Here is a 12,868-nt window from a genome sequence, read left to right on the forward strand (position 1 = left end):
TGGCGGTTTCTGCGCTTGACGACTTTCATATTTGGTCGTTGTTTTTGTTAAGAGGAAGAATTGATTGTGATCTTCTCAAAGAGGAAAGAAAAACTTGAAACAAGGTATGCTAATTTACTCTTGACACAAATATGAGTATTAGCACCGACGTTTTCAAACTACACAATAATAAAACCCCAAAAACTGATACTCTGGTTTATTCACCGGGAAGCACAATAATTAGTTAACCAAAATAAATTTATTTATACTTAATATAATTTTTAATACACATTATTTGCAAAATAACGACATACGTAGTCAATTATACTTAGCCATTTCCGAGCGGTGTAGTGAAAAGAAACGCAGAGGACAATCTTATGTACACTTTTATGATGTTTTTATAAAAGAACACTGCAGTCTATCATTAGTAACTAATTAGTAGTTTATTACAACTAAAAATCTATATAGTCATACATGGAGCCTAGTGCTTCCCTATAACTTATTTTATTTATTTTTCTTGTTGTGGCTGGTGTCGGGCCGTTTTTGTCCATTTATTGTGCCAGTTGATTCTAATTCCGTTATAGATACAGGCGATATTCGGACAAGCTGCCAGTGGTTACCAAACGCCCGATTACTGATAACGGTACATATAAACGTAATATCCCGGTTAGTTGATGGCTGTAGTTGACCACTGACAGCTTTTTAGCAGCCAGTTTGACCGACTTACCAAGAAAGCAGAGAAGTGTAACTACATATAACAAATGATAAGAGCCGCAATCTCTTGCGGCTCCCTACTGTCTCTATACATCACAAATTAAAACGGCTTCTTTCAAACTGGTCAGCGGGTCGCGCTTGGGAATGAACTCCTGGGCAACATATCCCTTGAAACCAGTGTCAACAATGGCTTTCATGATAGCCGGGTAATAGAGCTCCTGCGTTTCGTCGATCTCGTTCCGGCCGGGGTTGCCACCCGTATGGTAGTGGCCAATGTACTTATTGAATTCACGAATGGTGCGGATGATGTCACCTTCCATAATCTGCATGTGGTAAATGTCATACAGCAGCTTAAAGTTTTCGGAACCAACCCGCTTGCAAAGTTCGGCGCCCCAGGCCGTATGGTCACACATGTAGTCTTTATGATCAACCTTGCTGTTAAGCAGTTCCATGATCATCGTAACACCATGTTTTTCGGCGCTGGGCATCAAGCGTTTTAGGCCAATCGCGCAGTTTTCCAGACCTTCTTCATTGCTCATGCCCCGCCGGTTTCCCGAGAAACAAATAACCGTTGTCAGGCCAGCTGCCTTCAGTTTCGGAAATATAGCTTCGTAACTAGCAACCAGTTCATCGTGAAACTTAGGGTTGTTGAACCCATCCGCAATGCCTTTTCCTGCCCCCTGGGGTAATGCCGACGTCAGGCCATATTTTTTCAACGTAGGCCACTCTTCAGGGCCCGTCAAATCGATTGATTTGATACCCATTTCTTTAGCGGCTTTACAAAGGTCATCGAGGGCTATTTTACTATAACACCACCGGCAAACTGAGTGATTAATACGACCTTTTAACGGGGCCGTTTTTTCAGGTTGATTCATAGAGTTTGCAAAGGAATCAGACAGTAACGGTAGCGTCAGTGCAGTACCGGTCAGAGTTTTCAGAGCCGTTCGGCGGGAGTGGGACATGAGATTTAGCTTTTGTAGAGCCGCAATCCCTTACGGCTCCTGAGCGTCAGCAATTATATTAAAGATCAAGGAGCTGCAAGGGATTGCCGCTCTACGTTACAATTCGCGTATCCGAATATTACGATACCAAACCTTGTTGCCATGATCCTGCAGGGCAATGTGGCCAGTGGCATATTTACCAAAGCCTTCCCACCCCTTAAATTTACTCTCGGCAACCATTTTATCCCATTCGGGGCCGCTGGTTGGGTACTCGGCCGTTTTTTTACCGTTCAGATACTGCTCCGCTTTTCCGTTATTAATAACCAGTCGGGCCTTGTTCCACTCACCAGCGGGTTTGGCGGCACCGGGCGTAACGGGCTTCTGTAAGTCGTAGAGCGAACCAGCTGTCCGGTTGCCGTCACGTCCCTGTTTGGCATCCGGATGCCGTTCGTTATCAAGAACCTGCATTTCGGGACCCGTCTGATAGGTGGCTTTGTACTTTGGATCTTCATGGACGTGAAAAATGACACCGCTGTTGCCACCTTCCGCAATTTTCCACTCAAGTTCCAGCTCGAAATTGCCATATTCTTTATCCGTTACCAGATCACCTGCCCCACCATCGGTAAGGTGAATAGCACCGTCATCAACCGTCCATTTGTCTGATACTGACTGTCCCTGTTTGAGGTACGTATGCCAGCCCGTCAACGTTTTCCCGTCGAACAGCGTCTCCCACTTACCTTTTTTCAGCAGGTAATCAGGCCGATGCGTGGATGGGTTAGAATTAGTCAAATCAGTGGTAGCATTGGCCGATTTGGCGGTAAGCGTCATGGTTAGCGCCAGCAGACCAACAGCAAGCTGAGGGCGTAAGGAAGAGGTTGCTGGAAAACGCAGCTTGTTCATAGTTGAGGATCGTTAGGATTTTGTCGGGGCAATAGTACTAAAAAAAAACACATTCATAACGTTTGGTAAATATTTCTACTGTGACTTCATTGTGTGCAATTTAAGCCATCCTAAATCTGTTTGATTAATGCAACACGGCTCAGGGTTGCCTATTATTGCGTCATTATGGAAGCGACAACCTTAATTCCTGCTGAAAAGCAACGCTATCAGAAACACTTGAATTTACCCGAAATTGGTGCCAAAGGCCAGCTTCGGCTTAAAAATGCCCGGGTGCTGGTCGTCGGCGCGGGTGGACTCGGTTGCCCGGTCCTATTGTACCTGACGGCGGCTGGCGTCGGTAAAATTGGCGTGATTGATCCCGATGTGGTTGATCTGAGCAATTTGCAGCGACAGGTACTGTACACCACCGATGAGGTTGGCAAATCGAAAGCAAAAGCTGCCATCGGTCATCTGAACCGCCTGAACCCCGATCTGACGTTCGATACCTATACAATGGCGCTGGACATCAGCAACGCTCGTGCCATCATTGATGGGTATGACATAGTGGTTGACTGTACCGATAATTTTAAAGTACGCTACCTGGTCAACGATGTTTGCGTTGCGCTTGGCAAGCCGTTTGTGTACGGAGCCATTCATCGTTTTGAAGGGCAGGTGGCGGTCCTGAACGCCGATCTGGGCGATGGCCAGCGGGGCCCAACCTACCGGTGTCTGTTCCCCGAATATCCAAACCAGATCGAGATTCCCAATTGTAACGACACAGGCGTACTGGGCGTATTACCAGGCGTCATTGGCACTTTTCAGGCCAACGAAGTCATCAAACTCATTACCGGTATCGGACAATCCCTGAACGAGCACCTGCTCATGGTCGATTTATTGACGATGAGCCAGCAGAAAATAAAAACCAAACGTCGGGCCGATGCCGAAAAGATAGCGGGTGAGGGCCTGACATCGGCTGGTACCCGCACGAGTCCCGGTGCAGCGGGGCCGCAAAAAATATCCGTTCAGGAACTGGCCGACAAAATGGCGCTGGGCGAAGACATTTTCTTACTGGATGTCCGCGAACGGCCTGAATATGAACTTTGCCACCTGGAGGGGGCGGTTCTGATTCCTGTTAGTATGATCCCGAATAACCGCAAGCGAATCCCGACAGATAAACCCGTTATTGTGTATTGCCATCATGGCATTCGTTCGGCCAACGTTGCCCAATATCTGTATACACAGGACGGCCTGACGAATCTGTATAATCTGGAGGGCGGTATCAACGTCTGGGCACGAGATATTGAACCCGAAATGGCGATGTATTAAGCATTCCCGCTGCGTTTGTTGCGTGAGCCAATGGCATGATCGGATGGTCAAGACATTGGCTCACTTCCTTTCGGGCAATTGCCCGAGCCGGAACCAACCCCCCGATGTGACTGTTTTGGGTGCAATCGGTGAGCGACCCATCTAGTCAATCCCGTATGCCATTAGTCAATCTCCATGTTCATTACCGTACTAAAATCAAAACTGCATCGCGTCAAGGTTACCCAGGCGGAGCTGAATTATGTTGGTAGTATCACTATCGACGAAGATCTTATGGATGCTGCCAACCTGCGCGAAAACGAGCAGGTCCACATTGTTAACAACAACAACGGCGAGCGGCTCATTACATACGTCATCAAAGGGGAGCGGGGCACCGGCATCATTTGCCTCAACGGAGCCGCGGCCCGCAAAGCGCAGGTAGGTGACATCGTTATCATTATTGCCTACGCCATGATGTCGGATGAGGAAGCAAAGACGCACAAACCAACCGTCGTTTTTCCGGATGAAAACAACCGGCTGGTGAACGGCTAGCCCTTTTAGTAACCATTCTCCTCTGTTTCCCCGAAACTCCGTTACTTTGTGGCGGAGTTTTCTGTTGGGTGGCTTAAGGCCACGCCTGTACCTTACCACGACTTACCGAGCGTATACGGCTATATGACGATCAAAAACATACTTAAATACCTTATCTCGCTGGCTTTTGCCGGAGGATTACTTTGGTTTACCTTCAAACAAAGTCACCTCGACGCAGCCGACTTATGGCAAAAAATAAGCGGGGCTGATTTTCGATGGGTGCTGGTATCAGCCCTGATGACCATTGTTGCGCACTGGAGCCGGGCCGAACGCTGGCGCATCCTACTGGAGCCCGTGGTAAAACAGCGCACCAACTCACTCGATACAACAGCAAGCGTTCTGACGGGTTACCTGGCTAATCTGGCCTTACCCCGGGCGGGTGAAGTGGCCCGCTGCGGAACCCTGTACCGCCTGTCGGGCGTGCCGGTCAACGTCAGCTTCGGTACGGTTGTAGCCGAACGTTTGTTCGATTTGCTCATGCTTATTCTGCTGTTGGGCGCCACGTTTATTCTTGAATTTGATCGCCTGAGCCAGTTTTTTATGGAGTTTCTGGGCGGTAAACTGCCCAAAGGGTCCAGTGGTTCGGGAATACTGTTGCTGGCCGGTGCCGTCCTGGTCGGGCTGGCGCTGTTGAGCTGGTTCCTGTTCAGCCGGTACCGCGACGCACTGGGCCGTCATCCGCTTTACCAGAAAATACATGCTTTTGCCAAAGGACTGCTGGAGGGTTTGCTGAGCGTTCGAAAAATACGCCGGCCGGGGGCATTTGTATTCCATACGCTGCTCATCTGGACAATGTACTACCTCATGTCCTTCTGCCTGTTTTTTGCCATGCCCGCCACGGCCAATCTGGGTCCGCTGGCAGGCCTGACCATTCTGGTAGTTGGCTCGCTGGGCATGGCGGCTCCAACGCCGGGGGGCATCGGCTCGTTTCACCTGCTGGTTGGACAGGTAGCCCTGCTGTATGGCCTGACCAGTCAGGACGGGCAGGTATTAGCTACGTTCATTCACGGTGTGTCAACCATTATGATCATCATTCTGGGTATTGCGGCTCTGCTGGTTGTGCTGTTTCGAGGCAACAAAACAACCAATGCCGCCGATGTGCTGGACGACCCTAAAGCGTTGAGAATGGAGCAATAACGCAACCTCTTCACTATGACCGAATCTAAACTATTAACCCGCGAACAGGCTGTTGAACAGGCCCGGTTATGGCGGGCTGAAGGGCAGCAAATCGTTTTTACGAACGGCTGTTTCGATATTGTTCATCTGGGGCATATCGACTATCTGGAAAAAGCCCGGAATCTCGGCACCAAACTGATTCTGGGGCTTAACACCGACGCATCCGTCAGCTGTATAAAAGGACCGCTCCGCCCCGTCGTGAATGAATACGCCCGCGCCCGGCTTATGGCCGCACTGGCCTTTGTTGACGTGGTTACCCTCTTCGGCGAACCCACTCCGCTCGAACTTATTGAGGCCGTACAGCCCGATATACTCGTGAAAGGAGATGATTACACGGTGGCCACTATTGTCGGGGCTGATTTTGTCCTGGCACGCGGTGGCCGGGTCGAGACGGTTGCACTGGTACCGGGTTATTCGACAACCAAACTCATCGAGCGCATTAAAGCCGGCTACCGTTAAAAGCTTATTCGGCAGGGATCAACACCGGTTAGATCCGGCCCTTCTGCCCTGTTAAGTGGCTGTCCGGCGGGATAAATGGTTAGACTAACGGGATACTTTTTAGGGCTAACTCGTGTTTTATTACAAACAAGCTAACAATACGGCTGTTGTAATAGAACCACAAACCTGACTAATTGACGATGATATCACCTTGGTTAATCATGATTATTATCTTCGGCCTCAGCGCATTCGTGAGCTGGCGGTTACGAAGCAAATTCAACGAATACGCCCAGATTGGCCTCAGCAATGGCATGAGCGGGGCAGAGATAGCGCAGAAGATGCTGAACGAAAACGGCATCTATGATGTGCGCGTTGTATCGGTAGAAGGAATGCTGACGGACCATTATAACCCCGAAGACAAAACCGTTAACCTTAGCGCCGACGTTTATTACGGACGAAGTGTCGCTTCGGCTGCCGTTGCCGCCCACGAATGCGGTCACGCGGTGCAGCACAAAGTCGCCTATGCACCGCTGAAACTTCGCTCGGCAATGGTACCTGTCTTATCGGTTTCTTCTCGTTATCTGCAATGGGTATTGCTGGGGGGCATTTTGCTGTTGCAAACAACGCCACTCCCCCTTGCCATTGGCGTCGGTCTGTTTGCGCTGACGACACTCTTTAGTTTCGTAACGCTACCTGTTGAGTTCGACGCCAGCCGCCGGGCACTGGCCTGGATTCAGGAACGAGGAGTTGTTAATCAGCGTGAATATGGCTTTGCGAAAGACGCTCTCTGGTGGGCAGCCATGACGTACGTCGTTGCGGCTTTAGGCTCGCTGGCCACCCTGTTGTACTATGCCAGCATCCTGATGGGCGGTCGCCGGAGCGACTAACCAATGTCGTACGGGAAATCCGGATAAAGAAAAAGCCGTGTCAGTATTGACACGGCTTTTTGTATGAATAACGATGACGGTTCACTAGGCTATTCGTAAACTGGACACCAACGATACAACATAGCCAGACTCAACCATTTCGGGCGTTGGAGCCGACCGGTCGATGAGCATCCCAGCTACAGCTACCGCCAGGGCGATGAGTACCGCAGGCCAGAAACCCACAATGGTGAAACTGTCCATGAACTTGTCGATTACTTTAAGCAGTACCGCCGTCACCAAAATCCGGACAATACCCGTCAGCAGAAAGAACGTAACTAGGTTTAGCGGAAACCGAATCACCCAGCCAACGAAGAAATTGAGAAGTCCAAGCACGAGCGCAATCAGCACGGCCGTTCCAAAGTTCTTCACATCAATTTGTGGCATCAGGTAAGCCAGGCCGAATATTACGGCGGCATCAAGCAGTAAGTGTAGGATAAGATTCATACTCAGGATATAAATGGTTCTTTTGAACAACTGTTTTGCGATAGGATGGTTTACTGAATATACCTGACTCCTTCCGTATGCATCGTCTTCTGGTTTTGTTTTTCGCCCTGCTTTTTGCCTGCTGTCGGGGAGCCTCTCAACAACAGGCAGCCACCTCGCTTCCCGCCGATTCAGCCACGGTTTATCAAATCAGGAGCGCCAGCCGTGACGGAATCGGCAAAGTATATCAGGGCCGCGAGATTGCCCAGGTCATGGGTCACCTGGGTGCATCGTGGCTCGAACGCCCGGAACGTGAACAGGAAGAGCGTACCGACTTACTGCTAAACGCGTTATCGTTAAAGCCAACCGATGTTGTAGCCGACATTGGGGCCGGAACCGGTTTCTTTACCTTTCTGATGGCGCCTAAACTACCCAAAGGCAACGTACTTGCGGTCGATATTCAACCCGAAATGATCGAGTATCTGAATGAAGGAAAGGCTAAGCGCAAAATCAATAATGTGCAACCCGTACTGGGTACCGAATCTGATCCTAAACTATCCGCGAACAGTATCGACATGGCTATTCTGATCGACGCTTACCACGAATTCTCGTACCCGCGCGAGATGATGAAACATATTGCATCAGCACTGAAGCCGGGAGGTCGTATCGTTCTGGTCGAGTACCGGGCCGAAGACCCCAGTGTACCCATTAAAGAACTTCACAAACTAAGCGTGAAGCAGGCCAGCAAAGAAATGAACGCCATCGGCCTGAAACTTCTCAAAAACGACGACCGACTGCCCCAACAGCACATTATGTTTTTTGGAAAGTAAGTACGGCAAGTCCGTGTTTACAAGGCACGTTCCTGCTGCGCCAGTTTGCTTTTCCGGAAACCGTACGAAAAATAAATAATCAGACCGATAACCAGCCAGATGCCAAAAATCTGCCAGTTGCTCGATCCCAGTTCGGTCATCAGGTAGAGATTCGTCAGTACACCAATAACCGGAAGCAGCGAGAAATTATACCGGAATCCCTGCACGGCTAACACGGCCCATACGCCCCAGAAAACAATTAATAGTGGCTTGCTTTCCAGCGTCTGTATTGGTGAACCTTTCGTAAGGGCATAGGCCAGTACGGCCAGCAAAACGACCCCGATGATGTATTTACCGTTAATGTAGGGCACTTTGAATTTCGACTGCGCCGTCAGTCCTTTAGCATCCAGAAATAAGATACCGGCACAGACCAGAATGAACGCGAAAAATGTTCCGACGCTGGTTAGATCAACGAAGAATTTGAGGTCCATAAACAACGACGGAACAGCGACCAGAAAACCCGTTACAATGGTAGCAAAAGACGGAGTTTTGTACTTAGGATGAATCCGGGAAAAACGTTTCCAGAGTAAGCCGTCCCGGCTCATGGTCATCCAGATACGCGGCTGCCCAAGCTGATACACCAGCAACGCACTGGTAATGGCCACAACGGCACTCACCGAAATCACGCCTGCTACAAAATCAAGGTTTACTTTCTGGAATACGTACGCCAGCGGATCACTGACACCCAGCTCCTTGTAATTAACCATACCCGTCAGGACCAGTGTAATCAGCACATAAAGAACGGTGCAGATGCCCAGGCAGTAGAGCATGGCACGCGGCAGATCGCGCTGGGGATTTTTGCACTCTTCGGCCGTGGTGGAAATGGAATCGAAGCCAATGAAGGCAAAAAACACGGAAGCCACGCCACTCAGTACGCCCGATACCCCATTGGGCGCAAACGGTGACCAATTCGCCGGTTTTACGTAAAACGCTCCGACGCCGATAACCAGCCCGATTACTGCCAGCTTGAGTACCACCAGGATGTTGCTCGCCGTCCGCGACTCCTTAATGCCAATGTATACAAGGGCTGTGATCAGGACGGTTATCGCTCCGGCAGGCAGGTTGGCAATCAGGTGAATGTTGCCCACAACGGGTGCATTGGCGTAGGCGTCGGCCAGCAATCGTGTATTCTCAGGAATTGTTGTTAATGCCGTACTAGCCTGTTTGGCCTGTTGCACCAGATCGAACGCACGCGACGCAGAACCATAATCGGTAGCAAAATATTTGGGAAACGGAATACCAAATCCGCTAAGCATGGAGGTAAAATATTCTGACCAGGAAATAGCCACCACCATGTTGCTGACGGCATATTCGAGGATGAGTGCCCAGCCAATGATCCACGCAAAAATTTCGCCGAACGCCACATACGCATAGGTGTAGGCACTACCACTCACGGGAACGGTACTGGCAAACTGCGCGTAGCTCAGGGCCGTAAAGACACAGGCAATAGCCGTAAACACAAACAGGAGCGATACGGCCGGTCCACCGTTATAACTTGCCAAGCCAATGGTGCTGAAAATACCGGCCCCTATGATTGCTGCAATGCCGAATGAGGTTAAATCGCGGACGCCCAGCGTCTTCACCAGCTTACTTGACTCACCCTCGGCGGCATCACTCAGGATTTGGGTTACGGTTTTTTTGCGTAAAAGGGACATAAGCTAGTTAACGAAAACGATGTCTATTGATGTTAAACCGATAAAAATAGAAATTCTTTCCGGTTTTTTGTAGGTTAGATTCAGATAGTGCACATGCCAGTCCTGCATTATCCGTCGTTTATCACGTATCAGTCAACCGTTACTATGTCGATCCGAGTCCAGCATCTTACAAAAGAGTATAACCACCAACGAGCTGTCGATCAGATTTCGTTTACCGTGCAACCGGGCGAAATTGTCGGTTTTCTGGGACCTAACGGAGCGGGAAAATCTACGACCATGAAGATAGCGACGGGGTACCTCTCCCCTACCAACGGCACGGTGGAAGTAAACGGATTCGATGTTCAGACGCAACCGATGGATGTGCGCCGGAGTGTTGGTTACCTACCCGAACACAACCCGCTTTACCTGGACCTGTACGTTAAAGAGTACCTTCGGTTTGCCGGCGCGTTGCACAACATGCGTGGCTCATTCCTGAGCCAGCGTATTACCGAAATCATTGACCTGGTAGGATTGGGCAGAGAACAACACAAGCGTATCGGGCAACTGTCAAAAGGGTACCGGCAACGGGTTGGTCTGGCGCAGGCCTTACTGCACAATCCACCCGTATTGATCCTGGATGAACCAACAACGGGCCTCGATCCAAATCAGCTGGCCGAAATCAGGCAGGTTATCCGCGACACGGGTCGCGACAAAACTGTCTTGTTTTCGACCCACATCATGCAGGAAGTCGAAGCCATCTGCGACCGGGTCATTATTATTAATCGGGGAAAAATTGTCGTCGACCAACCGTTGAGCCAGCTCAGAAGCGCGTCGGCAGGTGAGCGCATTGTTGTTGTCGCCGAGTTCGAAAGCAATCTGACCAACCCAACCCTACTGAACTCCTTACCGGGCGTTGAACAGGTAGAGCCGATCGAGCAAGGACAGTACCGAATCACGGCCTCATCGAAAACAGACCTGAGGGGTGCCATATTCCGGCTTGCCGCCGATCAGAACCTGACCTTAGTCGGCCTTCGTCAGCAGGAAAATTCGCTGGAAGGGATTTTTAAAGAATTGACAAAATAAAGCCGCCATCCTGTTCGCTGTATAAAGAATTAATCACTTTACACAACAGACAGGATGGCGGAATGCCGCACCACCGTGCTATCTACTTAACGGTAGCCATCAATGGGTACTGGTCGAATATGGACCGGACAATGCCTTTAAAGTAGTTATTCTTGAAGTTCTGGTTGCGCATCATTTTTGACGCATAGCCTTTCCAGATGACTTGGTAAGATTCCGCGTCGATTAGAGAAATCATCAACGTGCCTTCGTCGAGGTTATAATCAATACGTTTGTAGGTCGCTTCGTCGTCTTCGCGAACAACCCAGTCTTTGATGACAGGCTGCTGATACCCCCGGAAGCGCAGGTCGGACCGGAATATGTTGTAGGAGATCAATAAGTTGGGGCTCCGGTTGCTGACCCGATAGCCGCGAGCCTCCATCTGGTGCCGAATAGCGTCCTGAATATCCGAGCAGAGAAGCGTTGAATCAACGAATTCGCATTCCAGAAAATTAAACGATTCGTAGTTTTTAAAGTGGCCCTCGTAACTGTAGTCATGTTCTACAAATAACCGACTCGGCGAACAGCCTGCCATAACGACAACAGCCAAGGTAAACAAAATCCCGATGCACTTTTTCATACTACCGTTTGTAAAGAGTTTTCAATAGATAATTGGTATTTAATAGATCGTGGTGATACTAATTTTTCGAACCCAAATATAGACGTAATTGTTTCTTAAACAATAGAATACGCCAGATTTCAACTACTTGTTCAGACCCCGGTAGAACTCCAGTCCTTTGCGCATTTCCGTAGCGGTAACCGGTATATCGAACGCACAGCTTCCGGGCCCATCAAGCAGAGACATTCGAACATCGCGCCCCCGGTTTTTCTTGTCCTGCAGGGTCAAGGCTAAAACGGGCTCAATGTCTTCATCCACCAACCGGACATTTCCATATACGGCAAATACGTACTCTTCGATTTGCGTCAGCAGCGTTTGGTCGATCATCTTTTTCTGGCAGGCAATAAAAGCCTCGGCAATCATCCCAACGGCAATAGCCTCGCCGTGCAAAAGCCGCTTCCGGGGCTGCATCAGGTAGTGCGTCTCAACGGCATGGCCCAGCGTATGGCCGAAATTGAGAATCTTGCGGAGCCCTTTCTCCGTAGGGTCCTGTTCAACCACGCGCTGCTTGACCGCTACCGAATGGGCGACCAGAGCCGTCCAGTCCTGCTCGTCCAGATCGCGACGGCGTATTTCATCCCACATGGCAGCATCGGCAATAAGGCAGTGTTTGATAATTTCGGCAAAACCCGACCGAAGTTCGCGCTCCGGCAGCGTTGCCAGAAAGGTCGTATCAATAAGCACAGCGTTGGGTTGCTGAAACACCCCGATGTGGTTTTTAAAGCCCCGGAAGTCGATACCAAGTTTGCCGCCTACGCTGGCATCGACCTGAGAAAGTAAGGTAGTGGGCAGTTGAGCAAAGGCAATGCCGCGCTTGTAGGTAGCCGCGCAGAAGCCACCCATATCACCGATGACTCCTCCACCCAAATTGAGTACCAGCGCATGACGATCGAAGTTGGCCCGTGTCAGCGCATCCCAGATCATTTCGCAGGTAGCCAGGTGTTTCTGTTCTTCACCAGACTTGATCCGGATCAGCGTATGCTTAGGCAGCAGTGCTTTTACCTCAGGGTAGCAGAATCGGAACGTATGGTTGTCGGCCAGGACGGCAATGGCCGAAAAATCGTAGGAATCGAGGAAAGCAGGAAGGCTTTCGGCAAGTGGAGCAATCGTTACGGTTGACATACTGTAAAAGTACATCGGTCAACGATTGGGAGGAAGGCCATCCTGTTTATTTTTTCCTGGCTGACAGCAGACTCGTTAAAAAGCGGTAAACCCAGGGCTATCTGTGTGGGTCAAACCGCTAGCCATCAGTAGCCTT

At 49.9% G+C, this 12,868-nt stretch carries 13 protein-coding genes; 7 read left to right on the forward strand and 6 right to left on the reverse strand.

What is annotated here, in order from left to right; translation table 11 throughout:
* Positions 1–779: 779 nt before the first annotated feature.
* Together ACYU87_RS19015 and ACYU87_RS19020 are read right to left on the reverse strand one after the other, a co-directional pair.
* Positions 780–1,655 (reverse strand): hydroxypyruvate isomerase family protein, encoded by an 876-nt coding sequence (locus ACYU87_RS19015; RefSeq protein WP_461135662.1) that lies wholly within the window; start codon positions 1,653–1,655, stop codon positions 780–782.
* A gap of 96 nt (positions 1,656–1,751) precedes the next feature.
* The gene (locus tag ACYU87_RS19020) at positions 1,752–2,534 is read right to left on the reverse strand and encodes a 3-keto-disaccharide hydrolase (RefSeq protein ID WP_461135663.1); all 783 of its coding nucleotides are present in this window, start codon (positions 2,532–2,534) and stop codon (positions 1,752–1,754) included.
* A 165-nt stretch (positions 2,535–2,699) separates the two neighbouring features.
* On the opposite strand from ACYU87_RS19020, the gene moeB reads away from it, so the two are divergent.
* The 5 genes from moeB (at position 2,700) to ACYU87_RS19045 (ending at position 6,907) form a co-directional block, all read left to right on the forward strand.
* Positions 2,700–3,839, forward strand: coding sequence for a molybdopterin-synthase adenylyltransferase MoeB (gene moeB, locus ACYU87_RS19025; RefSeq protein ID WP_461135664.1), 1,140 nt, complete (start codon positions 2,700–2,702; stop codon positions 3,837–3,839).
* Between the two features lie 174 nt (positions 3,840–4,013).
* Positions 4,014–4,367 carry an aspartate 1-decarboxylase gene (gene panD, locus ACYU87_RS19030; RefSeq protein ID WP_461135665.1) on the forward strand — a complete coding sequence of 118 codons (354 nt, stop codon included), beginning with the start codon at positions 4,014–4,016 and terminating at the stop codon, positions 4,365–4,367.
* 123 nt (positions 4,368–4,490) lie between these two features.
* Positions 4,491–5,543, forward strand: coding sequence for a lysylphosphatidylglycerol synthase transmembrane domain-containing protein (locus ACYU87_RS19035; RefSeq protein WP_461135739.1), 1,053 nt, complete (start codon positions 4,491–4,493; stop codon positions 5,541–5,543).
* Positions 5,544–5,558: 15 nt separating this feature from the next.
* Positions 5,559–6,041, forward strand: coding sequence for a D-glycero-beta-D-manno-heptose 1-phosphate adenylyltransferase (gene rfaE2, locus ACYU87_RS19040; protein WP_461135666.1), 483 nt, complete (start codon positions 5,559–5,561; stop codon positions 6,039–6,041).
* A 200-nt stretch (positions 6,042–6,241) separates the two neighbouring features.
* Positions 6,242–6,907, forward strand: a complete 666-nt coding sequence (locus tag ACYU87_RS19045; protein WP_461135667.1) for a zinc metallopeptidase — start codon at positions 6,242–6,244, stop codon at positions 6,905–6,907.
* Positions 6,908–6,991: 84 nt separating this feature from the next.
* Here ACYU87_RS19045 and ACYU87_RS19050 read toward each other — a convergent pair whose 3' ends face one another.
* On the reverse strand, positions 6,992–7,390 hold the full coding sequence (locus ACYU87_RS19050) for a phage holin family protein (RefSeq protein ID WP_461135668.1): 399 nt from the start codon (positions 7,388–7,390) through the stop codon (positions 6,992–6,994).
* Between the two features lie 77 nt (positions 7,391–7,467).
* Here ACYU87_RS19050 and ACYU87_RS19055 point away from each other — a divergent pair, with 77 nt between their 5' ends.
* A complete protein-coding gene (locus ACYU87_RS19055; protein ID WP_461135669.1) occupies positions 7,468–8,199 on the forward strand; it encodes a class I SAM-dependent methyltransferase in 732 nt (243 codons plus the stop codon).
* A gap of 17 nt (positions 8,200–8,216) precedes the next feature.
* Here ACYU87_RS19055 and ACYU87_RS19060 read toward each other — a convergent pair whose 3' ends face one another.
* Positions 8,217–9,893 (reverse strand): amino acid permease, encoded by a 1,677-nt coding sequence (locus tag ACYU87_RS19060; protein ID WP_461135670.1) that lies wholly within the window; start codon positions 9,891–9,893, stop codon positions 8,217–8,219.
* A gap of 144 nt (positions 9,894–10,037) precedes the next feature.
* Between ACYU87_RS19060 and gldA the strand changes: the two genes are divergently transcribed.
* The gene (gene gldA, locus ACYU87_RS19065; RefSeq protein ID WP_461135671.1) at positions 10,038–10,955 is read left to right on the forward strand and encodes a gliding motility-associated ABC transporter ATP-binding subunit GldA; all 918 of its coding nucleotides are present in this window, start codon (positions 10,038–10,040) and stop codon (positions 10,953–10,955) included.
* Between the two features lie 82 nt (positions 10,956–11,037).
* Here the strand turns inward: gldA and ACYU87_RS19070 are convergent, their stop codons facing one another.
* On the reverse strand, positions 11,038–11,571 hold the full coding sequence (locus ACYU87_RS19070) for a DUF4136 domain-containing protein (RefSeq protein ID WP_461135672.1): 534 nt from the start codon (positions 11,569–11,571) through the stop codon (positions 11,038–11,040).
* 123 nt (positions 11,572–11,694) lie between these two features.
* A complete protein-coding gene (gene aroB, locus ACYU87_RS19075) occupies positions 11,695–12,732 on the reverse strand; it encodes a 3-dehydroquinate synthase (protein ID WP_461135673.1) in 1,038 nt (345 codons plus the stop codon).
* Positions 12,733–12,868 lie beyond the last annotated feature (136 nt).

Source organism: Spirosoma lituiforme (assembly GCF_054776635.1).